Source organism: Mycobacterium sp. Panama NTM2 (assembly GCF_054355555.1).
This window is the reverse complement of sequence record NZ_CM135953.1, coordinates 1-20,513: the sequence shown is the minus strand read 5'-3', so window position 1 is coordinate 20,513 and position 20,513 is coordinate 1. Positions and strand designations below refer to the sequence as shown.

The 20,513-nt window shown below is 67.0% G+C and carries 17 protein-coding genes and 2 tRNA genes; 6 read left to right on the top strand and 13 right to left on the bottom strand.

Going from position 1 to position 20,513, the window contains the following annotated elements:
- Position 1 precedes the first annotated feature (1 nt).
- The gene (locus ACXYX3_RS00095) at positions 2-1,282 is read left to right on the top strand and encodes a protein kinase domain-containing protein (protein WP_241204344.1); all 1,281 of its coding nucleotides are present in this window, start codon (positions 2-4) and stop codon (positions 1,280-1,282) included.
- On the top strand, positions 1,279-3,144 hold the full coding sequence (gene pknB / locus ACXYX3_RS00090) for a Stk1 family PASTA domain-containing Ser/Thr kinase (protein WP_241204345.1): 1,866 nt from the start codon (positions 1,279-1,281) through the stop codon (positions 3,142-3,144). The genes ACXYX3_RS00095 and pknB overlap by 4 nt, the downstream gene beginning before the upstream one ends.
- On the opposite strand, the gene ACXYX3_RS00085 is transcribed toward pknB, so the two are convergent.
- Complete coding sequence (locus tag ACXYX3_RS00085) at positions 3,122-3,796, bottom strand: aminodeoxychorismate/anthranilate synthase component II (protein WP_241204346.1); 675 nt, start codon at positions 3,794-3,796, stop codon at positions 3,122-3,124. The two genes, pknB and ACXYX3_RS00085, sit on opposite strands and share 23 nt — an antisense overlap.
- A gap of 23 nt (positions 3,797-3,819) precedes the next feature.
- On the bottom strand, positions 3,820-4,581 hold the full coding sequence (locus ACXYX3_RS00080) for a DUF881 domain-containing protein (RefSeq protein ID WP_241204347.1): 762 nt from the start codon (positions 4,579-4,581) through the stop codon (positions 3,820-3,822).
- Positions 4,582-4,688: 107 nt separating this feature from the next.
- Here ACXYX3_RS00080 and crgA point away from each other — a divergent pair, with 107 nt between their 5' ends.
- A complete protein-coding gene (gene crgA, locus ACXYX3_RS00075) occupies positions 4,689-4,970 on the top strand; it encodes a cell division protein CrgA (protein WP_241204348.1) in 282 nt (93 codons plus the stop codon).
- 168 nt (positions 4,971-5,138) lie between these two features.
- A complete protein-coding gene (locus tag ACXYX3_RS00070; RefSeq protein WP_458612245.1) occupies positions 5,139-5,552 on the top strand; it encodes a PH domain-containing protein in 414 nt (137 codons plus the stop codon).
- 4 nt (positions 5,553-5,556) lie between these two features.
- On the opposite strand, the gene ACXYX3_RS00065 is transcribed toward ACXYX3_RS00070, so the two are convergent.
- The gene (locus ACXYX3_RS00065) at positions 5,557-6,102 is read right to left on the bottom strand and encodes a peptidylprolyl isomerase (protein ID WP_241204350.1); all 546 of its coding nucleotides are present in this window, start codon (positions 6,100-6,102) and stop codon (positions 5,557-5,559) included.
- Positions 6,103-6,190: 88 nt separating this feature from the next.
- Here ACXYX3_RS00065 and cwsA point away from each other — a divergent pair, with 88 nt between their 5' ends.
- Entirely contained in the window at positions 6,191-6,598 is a 408-nt protein-coding gene (gene cwsA / locus ACXYX3_RS00060) for a cell wall synthesis protein CwsA (protein WP_458609662.1), read from the top strand.
- Between the two features lie 13 nt (positions 6,599-6,611).
- On the top strand, positions 6,612-7,949 hold the full coding sequence (locus ACXYX3_RS00055; protein ID WP_458609661.1) for an L-serine ammonia-lyase: 1,338 nt from the start codon (positions 6,612-6,614) through the stop codon (positions 7,947-7,949).
- A gap of 12 nt (positions 7,950-7,961) precedes the next feature.
- Here the strand turns inward: ACXYX3_RS00055 and ACXYX3_RS00050 are convergent.
- The 10 genes from ACXYX3_RS00050 to dnaA all read right to left on the bottom strand — a co-directional run bounded on the left by ACXYX3_RS00050 (position 7,962) and on the right by dnaA (position 20,513).
- A tRNA-Ala gene (locus ACXYX3_RS00050) sits at positions 7,962-8,034 on the bottom strand.
- 134 nt (positions 8,035-8,168) lie between these two features.
- Positions 8,169-8,242: transfer RNA gene (locus tag ACXYX3_RS00045), tRNA-Ile, on the bottom strand.
- Between the two features lie 70 nt (positions 8,243-8,312).
- Complete coding sequence (locus ACXYX3_RS00040; RefSeq protein ID WP_458609660.1) at positions 8,313-9,269, bottom strand: DUF3566 domain-containing protein; 957 nt, start codon at positions 9,267-9,269, stop codon at positions 8,313-8,315.
- 11 nt (positions 9,270-9,280) lie between these two features.
- Positions 9,281-12,367 (bottom strand): intein-containing DNA gyrase subunit A, encoded by a 3,087-nt coding sequence (gene gyrA, locus ACXYX3_RS00035; RefSeq protein ID WP_458609659.1) that lies wholly within the window; start codon positions 12,365-12,367, stop codon positions 9,281-9,283.
- 23 nt (positions 12,368-12,390) lie between these two features.
- Positions 12,391-14,418 carry a DNA topoisomerase (ATP-hydrolyzing) subunit B gene (gyrB, locus tag ACXYX3_RS00030; protein ID WP_458609658.1) on the bottom strand — a complete coding sequence of 676 codons (2,028 nt, stop codon included), beginning with the start codon at positions 14,416-14,418 and terminating at the stop codon, positions 12,391-12,393.
- Between the two features lie 216 nt (positions 14,419-14,634).
- Entirely contained in the window at positions 14,635-15,138 is a 504-nt protein-coding gene (locus ACXYX3_RS00025) for a DUF721 family protein (RefSeq protein ID WP_458612244.1), read from the bottom strand.
- Positions 15,139-15,191: 53 nt separating this feature from the next.
- Positions 15,192-16,352, bottom strand: coding sequence for a DNA replication/repair protein RecF (gene recF, locus ACXYX3_RS00020; protein WP_458609657.1), 1,161 nt, complete (start codon positions 16,350-16,352; stop codon positions 15,192-15,194).
- Positions 16,353-16,365: 13 nt separating this feature from the next.
- Positions 16,366-17,259 (bottom strand): phosphogluconate dehydrogenase (NAD(+)-dependent, decarboxylating), encoded by an 894-nt coding sequence (gnd, locus tag ACXYX3_RS00015; protein ID WP_458609656.1) that lies wholly within the window; start codon positions 17,257-17,259, stop codon positions 16,366-16,368.
- A gap of 31 nt (positions 17,260-17,290) precedes the next feature.
- Positions 17,291-18,490, bottom strand: a complete 1,200-nt coding sequence (gene dnaN / locus ACXYX3_RS00010) for a DNA polymerase III subunit beta (protein ID WP_241204358.1) — start codon at positions 18,488-18,490, stop codon at positions 17,291-17,293.
- A gap of 541 nt (positions 18,491-19,031) precedes the next feature.
- Positions 19,032-20,513: a chromosomal replication initiator protein DnaA gene (gene dnaA, locus ACXYX3_RS00005; protein ID WP_458609655.1), complete on the bottom strand. Its 1,482-nt coding sequence runs from the start codon at positions 20,511-20,513 to the stop codon at positions 19,032-19,034.

Below are 20,513 nucleotides of genomic sequence, written 5' to 3'. Positions count from 1 at the left end.
TATGAGCCCCCGCGTCGGAGTGACGCTGTCGGGCCGGTATCGCCTGCAGAGGCTGATCGCCACCGGCGGCATGGGCCAGGTGTGGGAGGGCGTGGACTCCCGGTTGGGTCGCCGCGTCGCGATCAAGGTGCTCAAGGCCGAGTATTCGACCGATGCCGAGTTCGTCGAGCGGTTCCGCGCCGAAGCACGCACCGTCGCGATGCTGAACCACCCGGGCATCGCCGGGGTGTACGACTACGGCGAGACCGACATCGACGGGGAAGGCCGCACCGCCTACCTGGTCATGGAACTCGTCAACGGCGAGCCGCTGAACTCCGTGCTCAAGCGCACCGGTCGGCTGTCGCTGCGGCACGCGCTCGACATGCTCGAGCAGACCGGGCGCGCCCTGCAAGTCGCCCACACCGCGGGCCTGGTGCACCGTGACGTCAAGCCGGGCAACATCCTTATCACGCCCACCGGCCAGGTCAAGCTGACCGACTTCGGCATCGCCAAGGCCGTCGACGCGGCTCCGGTGACGCAGACCGGCATGGTGATGGGCACCGCCCAGTACATCGCCCCGGAGCAGGCCCTCGGCCATGACGCCACTGCCGCCAGCGACGTGTACTCCCTGGGAGTGGTTGGCTACGAAGCGGTTTCGGGTAAACGGCCCTTCACCGGTGACGGCGCTCTGACGGTGGCGATGAAGCACATCAAGGAGACCCCGCCGCCGCTGCCCGCCGACCTGCCGCCGAACGTGCGTGAGCTGATCGAGATCACGCTCGTCAAGAATCCCGGCATGCGCTACAAGTCGGGCGGTCCGTTCGCCGACGCCGTCGCGGCCGTGCGTGCCGGCCGGCGCCCACCCCGGCCCAACGCGGCCCCGTCGATCGGGCGTGCGGCGCCCGCCGCGGTCAAGCCGACCATCGCGCCCGCTCCTGCCCAGCCGACCGGCCGTGCGCCTGCGGCCACGTCACGCACCCGCACCACCGGCAGCCACCACCGCTCCGCCCCGCCGGCACGCCGCACCTTCTCGTCGGGCCAGCGCGCGCTGCTGTGGGCCGCCGGTGTCCTCGGCGCGCTCGCCATCGTGATCGCGATCCTCATCGTGCTCAACGCCCAGGACCGCAAGGACAACGCTCCTGCGCCGGCCACCGTGACCGAAACCCCGTCCGCCACCACCGAGACACCCGCTGCGGCGCCGGCGCTGACGTTCGATGACGACGGCGCCCCGCGCATGTGGGTGACACGAGATGTTCACACCGCGCTGTCACCGACAGCGCCGCACCACCGAGAACTGCGATGACGACGCCACAGCACCTGTCCGACCGCTACGAAGTCGGCGAGATCCTGGGCTTCGGCGGTATGTCCGAAGTCCATCTCGCCCGCGACCTGCGCCTGCACCGCGACGTCGCGATCAAGGTGCTGCGCGCCGACCTCGCGCGCGACCCGAGCTTCTACCTCCGCTTCCGCCGGGAAGCGCAGAACGCTGCGGCGCTGAACCACCCCGCGATCGTCGCCGTCTACGACACCGGCGAGGCGGACACCCCGACCGGGCCGCTGCCCTACATCGTGATGGAGTACGTCGACGGCGTCACGCTGCGCGACATCGTGCACACCGAGGGACCGATGCCGGCCCAGCGTGCGATCGAGGTGATCGCGGACGCCTGCCAGGCGCTGAACTTCAGCCACCAGCACGGCATCATCCACCGCGACGTCAAGCCGGCGAACATCATGATCAGCAAGACCGGCGCGGTGAAGGTGATGGACTTCGGCATCGCGCGAGCGATCGCCGACGCCGGAAACCCGGTCACGCAGACGGCCGCGGTGATCGGCACCGCGCAATATCTCTCGCCCGAGCAGGCACGCGGAGTGAAGGTCGACGCCCGCTCCGACGTGTACTCGCTGGGCTGTGTACTCTACGAAATGCTCACCGGCGAACCACCTTTCGTCGGTGACTCGCCGGTCGCGGTGGCCTACCAGCATGTCCGCGAGGATCCCGAGCCGCCGTCGGCGCGCCACGCCGGCATCTCCCCCGACCTCGACGCCGTCGTCCTCAAGGCGCTGGCCAAGAATCCGGACAACCGCTATCAGACAGCCGCAGAGATGCGCGCCGATCTGGTCAAGGTGCACAGCGGTGAGCGGCCCGACGCGCCGAAGATCTTCACCGACGCCGAGCGCACCTCGCTGCTGTCGGCCGCGCCGTCGCACCAGCGCACCGGCCCGGTGTCCCACCAGCCGCGGTACCGGCCGAAGGAGCGGTCCGGGTCGGTGGCACGCTGGCTGGTGGCAGTCGCGGTGCTCGCCGTACTCACGGTTGTCGTCACGATCGCGATCAATTCGTTCGGCGGGGAGACCCGTGACGTCCAGGTGCCCGATGTGCGGGGTCAGGTATCTGCCGACGCGATCGCGACGCTGCAGAACCGCGGATTCACCATCAACACCGAGCAGAGCGCGAGCTCCGAGGTCCCGCCCGATCACGTCATCGAAACCGACCCGCCCGCAACGAGTTCGGTGCCGGCAGGCTCGGAGATCACCCTGAAGCTGTCGTACGGACCTGAGCAGCGCGAGGTGCCCGACGTCTCGGGTCTGAGCTACGGCGATGCCGTCAAGAAGCTCACTGACGCCGGGTTCGACCGGTTCCGGCAGACCACCTCCGCGTCGCTGCCCGAGCAGAAGGACCGGGTCCTGTCGACGGTGCCGCCGGCCAACCAGACATCGGCGATCACCAACGAGATCACCATTGTGCTGGGTAAGGGTCCCGCGACCGCTGTCGTGCCCGACTGCACGGGGCAGACCGTCGAGGTCTGCCAGCAGGTGATGACGGCGTCCGGGTTCACCAAGAGCGTGCCGGTGCAGGTGGACAGCACGGTGTCGGCCGGACAGGTGGTGGGCAGCGAGCCGGCGGCCGGTCAGACGGTTCCGCAGGACACCGTGATCCAGATCCAGGTCTCGCGCGGCAACCAGTTCGTGATGCCGGATCTGACGGGTCAGTTCTGGACCGACGCCGAACCGCGCCTGCGCGCGCTGGGCTGGACGGGCGTGCTCGACAAGGGCGCCGATGTGCAGAACAGCGGGCAGCGCACCAACGCGGTCGTCAGTCAGAGGCCGTCGGCGGGCAGCCCGGTGAACTTCGGCTCGACGATCACGCTGAACTTCGCGTCGTAGCGGCCGCCACCGCCGTCGCGACCTCGTCCTCGAGACGGGTCACCAGCGCCTCGTCGGGAGCGGTGCCGCATTCGGCCAGCCAGTTGGCCAGCATGCGGTGGCCGCCCTGGGTCAGGATCGACTCGGGGTGGAACTGCACGCCGTGGATCGGCAGCTCGACATGACGCACCCCCATCACCACGCCACCCTCCGTGCGCGCGATGACCTCGAGCTCGGCCGGCATGGTCTCGGGCAGGATCGTCAGCGAGTGGTACCGCGTCGCGACGAACGGATCCGGCAGCCCGCGCAAGACACCCCGGTCGGTGTGGGACACCGTGCTGGTCTTCCCGTGCAGCAGCTCGGGCGCCCGGTCCACCGTGCCACCGAATGCCACCCCGATGGCCTGATGGCCGAGGCACACGCCGAGCAGGGGAGTGGTGGCCGCCGCGCACGCGCGGACCAGGGGAATGGACGCGCCCGCCCGCTCCGGGGTGCCGGGGCCCGGGCTGAGCAGCACCCCGTCGAACTCGTCGGCCACCGCGGCGACCGCATCGTCGGAGGACAGGCGGTCGTCGTCGTTACGCCAGACCTGCGCGTCCACCCCGAGCTGGCCCAGATACTGGACGAGGTTGAACACGAAGCTGTCGTAGTTGTCGACGACGAGAACCTGCATGCGCTCAGGATACGGCCGTGCCGTCAGTACCCCAGTGGTCCCATCGGTTGGGCGTACTTCATCGTGATCGGCGCGGTGTACCCGACGAGCTCGACGTCCCGCGCGTCTTCTGAATAACCGAGGCCGAACCGGACGGCGTACTGCTTGTACAGCGTGACCAGCGGGGCCTCGCTCAGGGCGGTCTGCATGGCCGCCGCGTCACCGATCGCGGTGATCACGTACGGCGGGCTGTAGGTGCGGCCGTTGAGCAGCAGGGTGTTGCCGACGCAGCGGGGCGCCGACGTCGCGATCAGACGTTGATCCTGCATCTGGACGCCCTCGGCACCGGCACTCCACAGGGCGTTGAGGACGGCCTGGATGTCCTGCTGGTGGACGACGAGGTCGTCGGGCGACGCATCGCGCGGGAAGCGGCCCTGGGCGTCGCGCTGCGCGTCGTTGAGGGTGACGACCAGGCCGGGGCCCCGCATCGGGGTCAGGCCGCCGTCGGGGGCCAGTGCGTCGGCGCGGCGGGTGATCGCTGCCAGTGCCGCCGCCGCGCTGGGGGAGCCGCCGTGATGGTTCTCGATCTGCGGTGACAGTGCGTCGCGCTCGGCGGTCAGCCGGTCCACCGACTGTTGCGTTTCCCGGACGAGATCGACCAACCGCGGCGCATCGCTGCGCCGGATCTCGTCACCGCCGGACACGCTGTAGGTCGCGCCGAGCAGCAGACCCGCCGCGGCGCAGACCACCGGAACGCCCCAGCGCCAGGCGGAACGCGAACGAACGGTTCGGTCACGGGCGTCCATCGGTTGCGTCTCTCCACGAGTCGAGGCTGATCGCGGCTGCGTTAGGCTTTCCCCAACATCGTCGCCGTATACGACACATCGTCGCACCGAATCGTCCGAAGGTACCCATGCCCAAGTCCAAGGTCCGCAAGAAGAACGATTTCACCATCAACCCGGTGAGCCGGACACCGGTCAAGGTCAAGGCCGGTCCGTCGAGCATGTGGTTCGTCGTGCTGTTCGTCGGCCTCATGTTGATCGGGCTGGCCTGGTTGATCGTGTTCCAGCTGGCGGGCAGCGGCCCCGATGTGCCGAGCTTCCTGCAGTGGATGAGCAACCTCAACGTCTGGAACTACGCGATCGCGTTCGGATTTATGATCACCGGTTTGCTGCTCACGATGCGCTGGCGGTGACGCGGCCGACGACGATACCGCGTCTCCACGCTGTTGTCCGCCGTTTGATCGACCGCAACGTGTGCGTAATCAGATCACATCGATGTTATTCATCCCCATTGGGGATAGCACTTGTGGATAACGGGGTTCGCCCCGGTAGGAGGGTGTGAAGTGTCCACCCAGCAAAGAATGTGGGGGCCCCCGACGGCGGGCATCCTCGGCGCCGCCGGAGTGGGTGTCCTACTGGCCGTCGCCGTTGTGACGCTGGTCACAGACGTTCCGGGGCGCATCTTGATCGGCATCGCCGCGGTCGGTTTGCTCGTGTTCGCCGCCCTGTCGTGGCGGGCTCGGCCGAAACTGGCAATCGACGGAGACGCTCTGATCTACCGCGGGTGGCTCACCACACGCCGCCTCACCCGGCCCGACATCAGCCTGATCCGGATCACGGAATTGCGCAGGATCGGTCGCACGGTGCGGCTGCTCGAGATCGACACGACCGACGACCGGCTCCTGGTGCTGAGCCGGTGGGACGTGGGTACGGACCCGCTCCGGGTCCTCGACGCATTGACCGACGCCGGCTTCGCGCGCGGCGCCGGTCGCTAGCCGACTAGGAGATCGTCACCGATTCGATGACCACCGGATCGGTGGGCCGATCGCTGCGATCGGTCGCCGTCGTGGCGATCGCGTCGACGACCTTCTGCGACTCCGGGTCGACGACCTCACCGAAGATGGTGTGGCGACGGTTCAGGTGCGGTGTCTTGCCGACGGTGATGAAGAACTGCGAGCCGTTGGTGCCCGGCCCGGCGTTGGCCATCGCCAGCAGGTAGGGCTTGTCGAACTGCAGTTCGGGGTGGAACTCGTCGGCGAACTGGTAGCCCGGGCCGCCTCGACCGGTGCCGGTCGGGTCACCACCCTGGATCATGAACCCCTCGATGACGCGGTGGAAGACGGCGCCGTCGTAGAACGGTCCCGACGAGCCGCCCGATGCGTTCTCGGTGCTGTAGTCCTTGCTGCCCTGGGCCAGGCCCACGAAGTTGGCGACGGTCTTGGGGGCATGATTGCCGAACAGGGCGATCTTGATGTCACCGCGGTTGGTGTGCAGGGTCGCGGTCGCGGTCTGAATGGGGCTCGTCACGGAAAGCCAGTGTGCCACGCCGCTCGCAAGCCCAACCCGGCACCGTGGGGTTGGCGGAGATGGCAGGCTGAACCTCGTTGTCATCCGGTGCCGAGAAAGGTGGGCCATGAGCTCCAAGACCCGAGTCCGACTGACCCCGAGCCAGCGGCTCAGCCGCGGCCTGAAGTATTCGACGGTCGGTCCGGTGGACATCACCCGGGGCGCCGTCGGCATCGGCGTCGATTCGGTGCGCTCGTCGGCCTCCTGGGTGGGTCAGCGCTACCGCAGCAGCCAGGTGGCGCAGCAGCTCAAGGACGAGCTCGCCGCGGCGCAGGAAGCCGTGGCGAACCTGCCGGAGACCCTCGAGAACCTGCGCGCGCCCAAGAAGCGCCGCCGCCGGCCGCGCCTGCTTGTTGTCGCCGCCGGGGTCGCCGTGCTGGCCGGGGGAGCGGCCGCGTTCTCGATTGCCCGCCGCTCGACGCAGCCGGAGCCCTCGCCGCTGCCGCCGAGCGTCGAGGTCACCCCCAAGCCGTAACCGGGGTAGCGCGGTGGCCATCTCGGTGTTCGACCTGTTCTCGATCGGGATCGGGCCGTCGAGTTCGCACACCGTGGGTCCGATGCGCGCCGCGCGGCGGTTCGCGGAACGACTGCGCGGGTCGCTCGACGCCGTTGCGCGCGTGCGCGTCGAACTGTTCGGATCGCTCGGGGCGACCGGGGCCGGTCACGGCACTCCCGGCGCCGTGGTTCTCGGGCTGGAAGGCGCAGAACCCGAGACAGTCCACCCCGAGGCGGCCCGCGTGCGTGCGGCAGAGATCGAGCACGCCGGGCGGTTGCAGTTGGCGGGGGAGCGGTCGGTCTCGTTCGAGGTCGTGATGTCGTTGCGTGCCATGGACTTTCACAGCAACGGCATGGTGTTCACCGCGCTGACCACCGACGGCGGCGAGATGGATCGCCATGTCTATTACTCGGTCGGAGGCGGATTCGTCGTCGACGAGGACGACACCGCAGTGTCCGATGAAGACGTGACTGTGCCGTTTCCGTTCCACACCGCCGCTGAGATGGTCGCCTTCTGCGACGAACAGCATTGCCGCATCAGCGATCTGGTGGTAGCCAACGAGGAGGCCCTGGGTCACGGGACGTCCTTGCGGGAGGGGTTGCTGCGCATCTGGACGACGATGCAGGAATGCGTGACGAACGGGCTCACCGCCACCGGGACGCTGCCCGGTGGATTGCGGGTGCGCCGGCGGGCCGCCGCGTTGGCTGCGGCGTTGGAGGCGGATCCGTCGGACCCGTTGTACGCGATGGATTGGGTGACGGTGTACGCGCTGGCGGTCAACGAGGAGAACGCGGGCGGGGGCAGAGTCGTCACCGCGCCGACGAACGGTGCGGCCGGCATCATTCCCGCAGTGCTGCAATACTACTGGCGCTTCGTTCCCGGTGCCGACGAGGACGGCGTGGTCGAGTTCCTTCTGACTGCCGGAGCGATCGGGCAGCTGTTCAAGACGAACGCGTCGATCTCCGGTGCGGAGGTGGGGTGCCAAGGCGAAGTCGGCTCGGCGTGCTCGATGGCCGCGGCCGGGCTGGCGGCCGTGATGGGCGGCTCACCGGCGCAGGTGGAGAACGCCGCCGAGATCGGGATCGAACACAACCTCGGACTCACGTGTGATCCGGTCGGGGGACTGGTGCAGATCCCGTGCATCGAACGCAATGCCGTCGCGTCGGTCAAGGCGATCACCGCCGCACGGATGGCCCTGTTCGGCGACGGCACCCATCACGTCAGCCTGGACACCGCGATCAAGACCATGCGGGACACCGGCGCCGACATGGCCGACAAGTACAAGGAGACGTCACGCGGGGGACTGGCCCTCAACGTCGTGGAGTGTTGAGCTATCGAACTGTGGAGCCTAGGAGATTCGAACTCCTGACATCTGCCTTGCAAAGGCAGCGCTCTACCAACTGAGCTAAGGCCCCTCGTCAGGAAGGTGCATCGGGGAGGGTGTGCCAGATTTCGGGGCTGTGCTGGGTCCGCCACACCACCAAGGCGGCGGCCGCGGCAATGCCGGCCACGAACAGCAGCATCACCTTCATCGATGTGTACCTTTCCGTGGGGCTAGGAGGACTCGAACCTCCGACCTCTTCGTTATCAGCGAAGCGCTCTAACCGCCTGAGCTATAGCCCCGTTGCACCGTCATCAATTGCACGGCCGAGCAGCGAGATTACCTCACCGACAACCCGACTCCCAAACCAGCTCAGTCGCGATCGGCGAGCGTGACCTCGACACCGCCCACGAGGTCTGTCGTGAGGTTGTAGATGAACGCACCGATGGTCGCCGCGGCGGCCAGCAGCACGATGTTGACCAGGCCGATCAGCGCCGCGCCACCGAAGATCGTGCTCGCGGACACCAGCTCACCCCCGGAACTGCCGCTGGCACTGGTGAGCAGGTCACCGACGTTGCTGTTCAGCTTGCTCCACACACCCATGCCGCCCAGCACCAGGTAGAGGAACGCCACGGCGATCATCCACACGAAGAACAGTGCCACCGACAACACCAGGGACACCTTGAGCGCGCTCCACGGATCCACCCGACGGATCTGCATGCTCGCCCGCACCGGCCCGGTGTGCTGACGCGGGCCGACCTGCACACCCCGGCTGACCGGGGCCTTCTGGGGCTGCTTCGGCGACGATTCGGCCGGCCGCTCGGCAGGCTTGCGCGGCGGCCCTGACCGAGGCGGACCCGACAGATCGGGCAGCTCGCTGGCGTAGGCGGCGCTACCCGGACCGTCCGCGCGCGTCGGCGGCTCGGGACGGTGGACGTCGGTACGTGCCGCGTCGGGACGGTTGCCCTCCGGCCGTCCTTCCGGTCGCGATTCAGGACGGGTCTCCGAGCGCTTGGCCTCGGGACGTGGTTCCGGACGCTGCCCCTCGGGACGGTCCCCTCGTGGTGCCTGCTCGGTTTCCGGGCCACCGGCCATGAAGCGGTTCAGTCGCGCATCGAGACCACCCTGGGCGTCGGGAGCCTGCTGACGGGCCCGTGCCTGCGGGCCCCGCTGCCACGGCGGCACGTCGCTCTGCTCGCCTGCACGCGACGGTGCCTGCGGCGAGGGGGCGCTGTGGCTCGGTGCCGATGCGCCCGACGGCGACCCGTTGCCGGCGCCACCGGACGTCTCACCCGCACGCGGATGCCCAGGCTCGTTCGGTGAGCTCACTGACCCGCTCCTCACTCCTCCGACGTCGGCTCGTCGCCGATGTCGGTGTTGACCTCGTCGGTACTGTCACCCTCTTCGGCGTTGCGCGCGATGGCGATCAGGGTGTCGCCGTCACCGAGGTTCATCAGCCGGACGCCCTTGGTCTGGCGGCCGGCCTTGCGAACCTGTCGCGCGGCGGTCCGAATGACGCCGCCACCTGAGGTGATGGCGTACAGCTCGGTGTCGTCGTCGACGATCAACGCGCCCACAAGAGTGCCACGGCGCTTGTCGAACATGATGGTCAGCACCCCCTTGCCGCCGCGGCCCTGAACCGGGTACTCGTCGATGGCGGTGCGCTTGGCGTACCCGCCTGACGTCGCCACCAGCAGGTACGTGTCCGGACGGACCACATTCAGCGACAACAACGCGTCATCGGCGTTGAACCGCATGCCCTGCACGCCCGAGGTGGCGCGGCCCATCGGCCGCAGTGCCTCGTCGGTGGCGGAGAACCGGATGGATTGGCCGTTGGCCGAGACCAGCAGCAGATCGTCGTCACTCGAGCACAGCACGGCACCGACGAGTTCGTCACCGTCGCGCAGGTTGACCGCGACGATGCCGCCGGACCGGTTGGAGTCGAAGTCCACCAGGCGCGACTTCTTCACCAGCCCGTTGCGGGTCGCCAGCACCAGATAGGGGGCGTCCTCGTAACCCTTGATCTGAATGACCTGGGCGATGCGCTCCTCCGGCTGGAACGCCAGCAGATTCGCGACGTGCTGACCCCGCGCAGTGCGCGATGCCTCCGGTAGGTCGTAGGCCTTCGCCCGGTACACCCGGCCCTGCGTGGTGAAGAACAGGATCCAGTCGTGGGTGGAGCAGACGAAGAAGTGGTTGACGATGTCGTCCTGCTTCAGCCCCGCGCCCTGCACGCCCTTACCGCCGCGCTTCTGGCTGCGATACAGATCGGTCTTCGTGCGCTTGGCGTAACCGGTCTCGGTGATCGTGACCACGACGTCTTCGCGGGCGATCAAGTCCTCGTCGGCCACCTCACCGTCGGCGGCGATGATCCGGGTGCGCCGGTCGTCGCCGTACTTGTCGACGATCTCCTTGAGCTCGTCGCGCACGATGGCCCGTTGCCGTTCGGGCTTGGCCAGGATGTCCTCGAGGTCGGCGATCTCGGCCTCGATCTTGGCCAGGTCATCGATGATGCGCTGGCGCTCCAGAGCGGCCAGTCGCCGCAGCTGCATGTCGAGGATGGCTTGCGCCTGGATCTCGTCGACATCGAGCAACTCGATCAGGCCCTGGCGTGCGACATCGACATTGGCGGATGCGCGGATCAACGCGATCACCTCGTCGAGCGCATCCAGCGCCTTGACCAGACCACGCAGGATGTGGGCCCGCTCGTTCGCCTTGCGCAACCGGTAGCGCGTGCGCCGGACGATGACGTCCAGCTGGTGGTTGACGTAGTGGCGGATCAATTGATCGAGACGCAGCGTGCGCGGCACACCGTCGACGATCGCCAGCATGTTCGCGCCGAAGCTGGTCTGCAACTGGGTGTGCTTGTAGAGGTTGTTCAGCACCACCTTGGCTACGGCGTCGCGCTTGACCTCCACGACGATGCGCAGACCGACGCGATCGCTGGACTGATCCTCGATGTTCGAGATGCCGGTCAGGCGGCCGTCGCGGACCTGTTCGGCGATCGAGGTGATGAAGTTGTCGTGGTTGACCTGGTAGGGCAGTTCGGTGATCACCAGCGAGGTCCGCCCGCGCGAATCCTCTTCGATCTCCACCACGCCGCGCATCCGGATCGAGCCACGGCCGGTGTGGTAGGTGTCCGAAATCCCTTGTGAGCCAACGATCAAGCCGTGCGTCGGAAAGTCCGGGCCCTTGACGCGCTCACAGACGGCGGTCAGGGTCGCTTCTTCGTCGGCCTCGTGGTTCTCCAGGCACCAGTACACCGCTTCGGCGAGCTCACGCAGGTTGTGCGGCGGCATGTTCGTCGCCATGCCGACCGCGATACCGCCCGAACCGTTGGCGAGCAGGTTCGGGAACCGGCTCGGCAGAACCGTCGGCTCCTGCACCCTGCCGTCGTAGTTCGGGATGAAATCGACTGTCTCCTCGTCGATTTCACGCAGCATCTCCATGGCGAGCGGAGTGAGCCGCGCTTCCGTGTTGTGGCTGACGAAACCGTTGGTGATGAAGGAGTGATCCTCGGTATCGACGCGCAAACTGTATACAGGCTGCACCCCGGTGTCTGTGACTGCTGCAACTCGCGCGTAGTAGAACCGGCCGTCGGTGAGGTCGGTGGCGATCTTCCTGACATCTGGATCATCGCCGTGCAGCTCGTGCAAGCGCGCGAGTGCACGGGTTATGACGGAATTCGAGGAAATCTCGTCATAATCCGTACTTTCGCGGTGCAGCACCGCGATATCGCCGGCCTCAATCTCCTCGATCAGCTTCCACAACAGCGTCGGCACGCCGCCCACATCGACGAGACACAACAGCGGGTGGTTCGCGGTCCCCGTGACCTCGTATCCTTCGGCGGTTTTAACCGTGAAAGTCTTGTGCTCTCCGGAGTGGAACAGTTTGTTCGCCAGCACGGGATTGCCGTGGCGGTCGAGAACCTTCAGCTCGATGTCGTTGTCGGAATTCGGCCGCGCGCCCGGGACCACGTCCCCGATTCGTACAGTCTGGCCGAACGGGAGACGCACTTGCGCGTCGGCGGTGACGCAGTACCTCATGGCGGCCGGCGGATCGTTACCCGGTGAGCCGAAGTTGCCCTGACCGTCGACCAGCGGGTAGCGCAGCGACCACGGCTGCGCCATCCGGACCAGGGTGTCGTAAATCGACGAATCACCGTGCGGGTGATAGTTACCCATCGTCTCGGCCACCGAGCGCGCCGACTTGGCGTGGCCGCGGTCGGGCCGGAAACCGGAGTCGAACATCGCGTAGAGCACACGTCGGTGCACGGGCTTGAGGCCGTCGCGCACCTCCGGCAGGGCGCGGCCGACGATCACGCTCATCGCGTAGTCGATGTAGCTGCGCTGCATCTCCTGCTGGATGTCGACCGGTTCGATCCGGTCGCCAGCCTCGTCGCCGGGCGGCAGGGTGGTGTCAGTCATGGAGTTTTCCTCAGCTTTGAGAGTTAAACGTCAAGGAAGCGAACGTCTTTGGCGTTGCGGGTGATGAAGCTGCGTCGCGCCTCGACGTCCTCGCCCATCAGGATCGAGAACAGCTCGTCGGCGGCGGCCGCGTCGTCCAGGGTCACCTGGCGCAGCACCCGCACCGACGGATCCATCGTGGTCTCCCACAGTTCTTTGGCATCCATCTCGCCGAGACCCTTGTAGCGCTGGATACCGTCGTCGACGTTGATCCTCTTGCCGGCCGCCCGGCCGGCTTCGAGCAATCCGTCGCGTTCCCGGTCGGAGTAGGCGAACTCGGGGTCGGAACGCTGCCACTTCAACTTGTACAGCGGCGGCTGAGCCAAGAAGATGTGGCCGTTTTCCACCAGCGGCTTCATGAACCGGAACAGCAGGGTCAGCAGCAGCGTCGAGATGTGCTGGCCGTCGACGTCGGCGTCGGCCATCAGCACGATCTTGTGATAGCGCAGCTTGGCGATGTCGAATTCATCATGGATGCCGGTGCCCAGGGCGGTGATGATCGCCTGGACTTCGGTGTTCTTCAACACGCGGTCGATACGGGCCTTCTCGACGTTGATGATCTTGCCGCGCAGCGGAAGGATCGCCTGGAACATCGAGTCGCGACCACTCTTGGCCGAGCCGCCGGCCGAATCACCCTCCACCACATACAGTTCCGACTTCGTCGGATCCGTCGAGCGACAGTCGGCGAGCTTACCGGGCAAGCCGCCGATGTCGGTGGCACTCTTGCGTCGCACCAGCTCACGCGCCTTGCGAGCTGCCATGCGCGCCTGGGCTGACGACACCGCCTTGTTCACAACGGTTTTCGCCTCGGCCGGGTTCGCCTCGAACCAGTGGGTGAGCTGTTCGTTGCAGATCTTCTGCACGAAGGACTTCACCTCGGTGTTGCCGAGCTTCGTCTTGGTCTGACCCTCGAACTGGGGCTGGGAGACCTTCACCGAGATGACCGCCGCCAACCCCTCGCGAATGTCATCACCGGTGAGGTTCGGATCCTTGTCCTTGAGCAGCTTCTTGTCTTTGGCGTACTTGTTCACCACCGAGGTGAGCGCGGCGCGGAAACCCTCCTCGTGGGTGCCACCCTCATGGGTGTTGATCGTGTTCGCGAACGTGTGCACGGACTCCGAGTAGCCCGCGTTCCACTGCATCGCGATCTCGACCTCGTGCCCCGGTCCCTTGCCGTCGAAATCGATGACGCTGGGTTGGATCGCGGTCTTGGTGCGGTTGATGTGCTTGACGAAATCGACCAGACCGCCGGGGTAGTGGAACACCCGGTGCTTGACCTTCTGCGGGGCGGCCTTCTCGGCGGCCTTCTCCTCGGCCGACTTCGGCGCCTCCGCATGGTCGCTGACGACGTCGTCGACCACTTCTTCCGGGGCGACCCGCTCATCGGTCAACTCGATGGTCAGCCCCTTGTTGAGGAACGCCATCTCCTGCAGACGCCGGGCAATGGTCTCGAAGTCATAGGTGGTGGTCTCGAAGATGTCCGGGTCCGCCCAGAACCGGATGGTGGTCCCGGTCTTCTTGGACGGCTCGCCCTTGCGCAGGGTGCCCGGCACTGACCTGTCGTAGGTCTGGTGCCACTCGAACCCATCCTTGTGGATGTCGGCCTCCAGCCGCGTGGACAACGCGTTGACCACAGAGACACCCACACCGTGCAGACCGCCGGACACCTGATAGGCGCCTTCTTCGAACTTGCCGCCGGCGTGCAGCACGGTCATCACCACGTCGACGGTGGGGATGCCGGTGGCGTGCATCGCGACGGGGATACCGCGGCCGTCGTCGGTGACCTGCACACCGCCGTCTTCGAGGATCCGCACGTCGACCTTGGTGGCGAAGCCGGCCATCGCCTCGTCCACGGCGTTGTCGACGACTTCCCAGATCAGGTGGTGCAGACCGCGTTCGCCCGTGGAACCGATGTACATACCGGGCCGCTTGCGGACCGCTTCCAGACCTTCGAGAACCTTGATCGAATCGGCGCCGTACTCACTGGGAGCGTTCTTCTTCTGGGCAGCCACGTTGGGCGGGTCTCCTCGGGTCTTGGGCAGGCAGCGGCCTGCACGGGGAATCTGACGACCCCCTCGCGGATCACTCGAGACAGTCTACCGAAACCTGGCGTCAGGACCGATGCTGGAGCCGCGTTTTGAGACACCTAATCGCGCCGTGCGCCGATTTTTCCGACTGTGGATAGGTCGAGACGTTCCGCACAGCCGCCGACCACGTTCTGGTGGCTCTCAGCCATAGGTGTCGCGCGGCCCGCGGCCCGGCACCCGATACGGGCCCTTCCGCCACGACGGACCAACCGGCCCGACGATCTTCACGGCTGTGACCACCCCGTCCCCGACCGCCGAGGCGATCTTGGCCAACAGCTGCGCCTGCACCATGCGCAACTGGGTGGCCCACGCCGTCGACTCCGCGGTCACCGTGAGCACCCCCTCGGTCAGCGACGCCGGTACCGCATGGTCGGCGATCTGCGCACCGACCACCTCGCGCCATCGACCGAACACCGCGCCCTCGGCCACTCGGCCGTTCCAGCCGCGACTGCGCGCCACATCACTGGTCGCCGCACCGAGAGGCTGGGGATCCCGCACATCCGGGCCGGGACCCGACCACCGGCGCCGGCTCGACGCACCGGTGCGTCGCGGCGCGGCAGGGGAAGTCCGGCCGCGGCCGACATTCTTGCCCTGCTCCCGGGCCGCGCCACGAGCCTCCTCGAGGGCACGGCGGACGAGGTCCATCCCCTTGAGATGGGCCAGATGAGCCGGCGGCTCGATGGGATCCTCGGCGTCGGTCACGACACCACCTCCGATATCCGACCCTCGTCACCGTCACGCATGGTGATCTCGATTCGGCGCGCGTCCCACTCCTGCGGAATGTCCTCCGCGACCGCCGCCGTCACCAGAACCTGTTCGGCAGTGGCTGCGACCCGGGCCAGCGCGTCACGGCGCGCGGTGTCGAGTTCGGCGAACACATCGTCAAGCAGCAGCACCGGATCTCCTCCCTCTGTGCGGAGCAATTCGTAGGCCGCCAGTCGCAATGCCAAGGCCATCGACCAGCTCTCGCCGTGGCTGGCGAAGCCCTTGGCGGGCTGTTCGCCCAGCCGCAACTCCAGATCATCCCGGTGCGGTCCGACAAGACAGACGCCGCGTTCCAGCTCGGCATCCCGACGCCGACTCAGCGCGTCGAGCAGCGCCGCTTCGAACACCTCGACATCGGTGTTGCCCACGGCCGCTTCGGCTTCCACGACCTCCACGCCACTGCGATACCGCACGGTCGCCGGGCGCGACGCCGGCGCGAGCAGCTGGTAGGCCTTCTCGACTTCGGGCGCCAGCTCGTTGACCAGCTCGACGCGTGCCGCGATCAGCTGCGCGCCGTGTGACGCGAGGTGACCATCCCAGACGTCGAGGGTGTCCAGCGCACCGCGGTCCCCGCGATAACGCGCGCCCGAGGCGGTCTTGAGCAACGCGGTACGCTGCCGCACCACCTTGTCGTAGTCCGCGCGCACGCCGGCGATGCGGGGACGACGGATCGTGGCGAGTTCGTCGAGGTACCGTCGACGCTCCCCGGGGTCACCTCGGACGAGCGCCAGGTCTTCGGGAGCGAACAGCACGGCGCGCAGCACCCCGAGGATTTCGCGCGCGGATCGGACAGGGGAGCGGTTGAGGCGCGCCTTGTTGGCCCTCCCGGACGTGATGTCCAGGTCCACCGCGAGTTCTCGGCCGTCGCTGACGACGATCGTCGAGATCACCGCGCGATCGGCGCCCGCACGGATCAGCGGTGCGTCGGTGGCGACGCGGTGTGAACCGAGCGTCGAGGAATACCACAGCGCCTCAACGAGATTCGTCTTCCCGAAACCGTTGGATCCCACGAAGACGGTGCGCCCCGGGTCGAGATCGATCTCCACCCGGGGCCACGACCGGAAATCCGTCAGTGCGAGGCGACGTACGTACACCGGTTCGCCTCGCTCACCCGGACTCGCTCACCCTCTTCACCGCATGCCCGCCGAACTGGTTCCTCAGCGCCGCGACAGCCTTCATCGTCGGTGAATCGTCCTGCCGGGACAGGAACCGCGCGAACAACGACGCAGCGATGCCGGGGACCGGCACGCGCAGCCGGATGGCCTCCTCGACCGTCCACCGTCCTTCGCCGGAATCCTCTGTGTAGCCGCTGATCTCGTTGAGATTCGGGTCTTCCTTCAGGGCTTTGGCCAGGAGCTGCTGCAGCCACGACCTCACCACCGTGCCGTTGGTCCACGCCTGGTACACGGCCTGCGGATCCTTCACCAGGTCTTCGGCGGCCAACATCTCATAGCCCTCGGCGTATGCCGTCATCAGCGCATACTCCACCCCGTTGTGCACCATCTTGGCGAAGTGGCCGGCCCCGACCGGGCCCGCGTGGACGAACCCGTCCTCGACCGGTCCCGGCGGGCGCAGCGTGTCGAAGATCGGCATGGCCCGAGCGACATCGTCGTCGCTTCCCCCGACCATCAGTCCGTAGCCTTCACTCAAACCCCAGATGCCACCCGACACACCCGCATCGATGAACGCAATACCGCTCTGCGCCAACAGTTCTGCGTGCGGTTTGTCTTCGGTGTAGCGGGAGTTGCCACCGTCGATGACGAGGTCGCCCTCAGAGAGCACACCGGCCAGCTCGGTGATGGTCTGATCGGTGATCGAGCCGGACGGCACCATCACCCACACCACGCGGGGTGCGTCCAAGGCGGATGCGAGATCGGCCAGCGACGCCACGTCGGACACCTCGGGTCGCGGGTCGTACCCGATGACCTCGTGTCCCCCGTCGCGCAGGCGAGCCCGCATGTTGAAGCCCATTTTGCCCAGGCCGATGAGACCCAACTGCATGTCAGCGCCCTCCTGTAGTCGGTGCGTACGGTCAGCCGGGGAGACGCACCGGCATCAACAGATAGACGTAATCGGTCTGTGCCGCCGGATAGGGCCCCGCGCCGTCGCTACTCACATCATCCTGGCCCGCCGGGCGGAGCACCGCCGGGCGGCTGGGGGTCGTGAATCCGAAGGTGACCCGGTCCGCGTGCAGGGAACCCAGCCCGTCGGTGAGGTAGGTCGGGTTGAAGGCGATCGTCAGGGGTTCGCCGGAGAATTCGACCGGCAGATCCTCTTCGGCCCGGCCCACGTCGTCGGCGCCCGCCGAGAGCCGCAGCACGTCGTCGGCGAACTCCATCCGCACCTGGGCGCCGCGGTCGGCCACCAGGGCGACGCGCTTGATGGCCTCGGTCAGCTCGGCGACGCCGATCGTGGCGACCGCGGTGTGCTCGGTCGGCAGCAGCTGACGGAATTTCGGGAACTCGGCGTCGAGGAGGCGGGTGGTGCTGCGCTTCCCCTTGCTGCGGATGCCGAGCAGGCCCTCTTTGCCGACAGTGGGGCCGGAGCCCAGCGACAGATGGACCTCGCTGCCGTCGGTGCCGGCTTTGGCGGCCTCGGCGAGGGTTTTCGCGGGCACCAGCACTGCGGCTTCCACTCCCGGAGTGGCCGTCGACCACGTCAATTCGCGGACCGCGAGACGGAACCGGTCCGTGGCGGCCAGAACGACCTTCTCGCCGGAGATCTCGACACGGATGCCGGTGAGCATGGGCAGCGTGTCATCGCGGCCGGCGGCGACCGCGACCTGGCCGATGGCCTCGGCGAACAGGTCCGCCGACACCACACCGGTCTCGTCGGGCAGGGTGGGCAGCGTCGGGTAGTCCTCCACCGCCATGGTCGGCAGGGAGAACCGGGCGCTTCCGCAGGTCAGCGCCACGCGGGTGCCTTCGACGCTCACGTCGACCGGCTTGGCGGGCAATGCCCGGACGATGTCGGACAACAGCCGACCGGATACCAAAACGCTTCCGGGAGAGGCGATCTCGGCGGCGATCTGGACTTCGGCGGACACCTCGTAGTCGAATCCGGAGATCGTCAGACCTTCGTCGGATCCGGTCAGCAGCACGCCGGCCAGCACGGGCACCGTCGGCCGGGACGGCAGGTTACGGGCCACCCAGGCGACCGCGTCGGCGAACTCTTCGCGGCTCAGCCGGAACTTCAAGTCCGTGAGACCTACCGTTGACGTCGCCACGTTCATTGCGTCCCTTCGATGTACACCCCGATGAAGCGTTGATCAGCAATTTCTCCGACGGGCACACCGCGCCGCTCTAGACACGCTGCGACGACCGGAAGGGCTGTCGATGAACCACCGTAGAGCTTTCCGCTCCAACTTGAAAGCTAAACGATCGGGCCGACAGCCGGGCATCAGCCGGCCTCGTCGGGCCGTCCACCGTGTGCTTTCCCCAGGGCACTTCTTCTAAGAGATTTGGATAGAGAGAAATGAGCAGTAGTACTAGGTGCTGTGCAATCTGGGGATGTGCGGGGTTTCGCGCAGGCCAGCGTCTCGACGGGCTGTGGGGGAGTTGTGCATGGACGGTGGGCTGTCTGGGGGCGGTTGGGGATGGATACCGATCTGGGGAAGAACACCCCACATCGAGCACGGGTTGGCGACAGGTTGTGCACAGGTGCTCCCCAGGCCCCGGGTGTGACTGCTGGTGCCAACGGGAGAGAAGTTTTTCCCGACCGAGGCATGACAAAAGGTCCGCGCGGGGCGGCAGGGAGGAAAGAGGAGGGGTTGGTCAGCGCTTGGCGCGCTGACGGATCCGTGTGGTGAGTTCTTTGACGTGATCGAAGACTTCACGACGCTCGGCCATCTCGCCGCGAATCTTCTTCTCCGCGTACATGACCGTGGTGTGGTCACGGCCGAACGCCTGGCCGATCTTGGGCAGGGAGAGGTCGGTGAGCTCGCGGCACAGATACATCGCGATCTGCCGCGACTGCGCCAGTGCCCGGGTCTTGCCGGGCCCTCGGAGTTCGTCGATGCTCGTCTCGAAGTACTCGGCGGTCGCGGCCATGATCGCCGCCGTGCTGATCTGCATCGTCGACGAATCGGAGATCAGGTCTCGCAGCACGATCTCGGCGAGAGACTTGTCGATCGACGTCTTGTTCAGCGAGGCGAATGCGGTCACGCGGATCAGCGCGCCCTCGAGCTCGCGGATGTTGCGTTCGATGCGGCTGGCGATCAGCTCGAGAACGTCGTCGGGCACGTCGAGGCGATCCATCTGCGCCTTTTTGCGCAGGATCGCGATGCGGGTCTCCAGCTCGGGCGGCTGGACATCGGTGATCAGGCCCCACTCGAAGCGGGTGCGCAGTCGGTCTTCCAGCGTCGCGAGCTGCTTGGGTGGCCGGTCGGAGGAGATGACGATCTGCTTGTTCGCGTTGTGCAAGGTGTTGAAGGTATGGAAGAACTCTTCCTGGATACCGTCTTTGCCCTCGATGAACTGGATGTCGTCGACCAGAAGGACGTCGATGTCGCGGTAGGTGCGCTTGAACGATGCGCGGCGGTCATCGCGCAGCGAGTTGATGAAGTCGTTGGTGAATTCCTCGGTGGAGACGTACTTGACCCGCATCCCGGGAAAGAGACGCTGGGCGTAGTTGCCGGCAGCGTGGAGCAGATGTGTTTTGCCCAAACCGGATTCGCCCCAGATGAACAGCGGGTTGTAGGCACGTGCCGGCGCCTCTGCGATGGCGAGCGACGCGGCGTGGGCGAACCTGTTCGATGCTCCGATGACGAAGGTGTCGAAGGTGTAGCGGCGGTTCAGGTTGATCGCGGTGGCGTCGTCGGTGGTCGCGTTCTGCCCGCGATTGGCGAAGAAGCTGGGCCAGTTCTCCTCGGCGCTGGCCCGGGCGGCCAGGTCGTCGTCGACGAGGTCGTCATCGCTGTCGGGAACGGCGACCGGGGTGGGGGCCGGCGCATCGTCGGATTCGGGGTCGGCGATGCGCACACCCAATTCGACCCGCTGGCCGAGCTGCCGGCTCAGCGCGGCGATGATCGGTTCGCGCAGATGCCGTTCGATCTCGTTCTGGACGAACGGGGTGGGCACCGACAAGAGCGCGAATCCCTCGGTGATGACGAGGGGCTGGACGAGTTTGAGCCACGCCCGCTGCTGCGGGGTGAGGGCTCCGTTCGCGGCACCGTTGGGAGAGCTGCCGTCACCGTTGAGTTCGGTGACGACGTTGTTCCAGATCGCGACGAACGGCGGGTCGGGGTCGGCTGACAA

Coding starts and splice junctions, on each gene's coding strand:
- gnd (WP_458609656.1), bottom strand. CDS start 17,259: ATGCAGTTGGGTCTCATCGGCCTGGGCAAAATGGGCTTCAACATGCGG.
- crgA (WP_241204348.1), top strand. CDS start 4,689: ATGCCCAAGTCCAAGGTCCGCAAGAAGAACGATTTCACCATCAACCCG.
- pknB (WP_241204345.1), top strand. CDS start 1,279: ATGACGACGCCACAGCACCTGTCCGACCGCTACGAAGTCGGCGAGATC.
- ACXYX3_RS00095 (WP_241204344.1), top strand. CDS start 2: ATGAGCCCCCGCGTCGGAGTGACGCTGTCGGGCCGGTATCGCCTGCAG.
- ACXYX3_RS00070 (WP_458612245.1), top strand. CDS start 5,139: ATGTGGGGGCCCCCGACGGCGGGCATCCTCGGCGCCGCCGGAGTGGGT.
- dnaN (WP_241204358.1), bottom strand. CDS start 18,490: ATGAACGTGGCGACGTCAACGGTAGGTCTCACGGACTTGAAGTTCCGG.
- cwsA (WP_458609662.1), top strand. CDS start 6,191: ATGAGCTCCAAGACCCGAGTCCGACTGACCCCGAGCCAGCGGCTCAGC.
- gyrA (WP_458609659.1), bottom strand. CDS start 12,367: ATGACTGACACCACCCTGCCGCCCGGCGACGAGGCTGGCGACCGGATC.
- ACXYX3_RS00080 (WP_241204347.1), bottom strand. CDS start 4,581: ATGGACGCCCGTGACCGAACCGTTCGTTCGCGTTCCGCCTGGCGCTGG.
- ACXYX3_RS00085 (WP_241204346.1), bottom strand. CDS start 3,796: ATGCAGGTTCTCGTCGTCGACAACTACGACAGCTTCGTGTTCAACCTC.
- ACXYX3_RS00025 (WP_458612244.1), bottom strand. CDS start 15,138: ATGGACCTCGTCCGCCGTGCCCTCGAGGAGGCTCGTGGCGCGGCCCGG.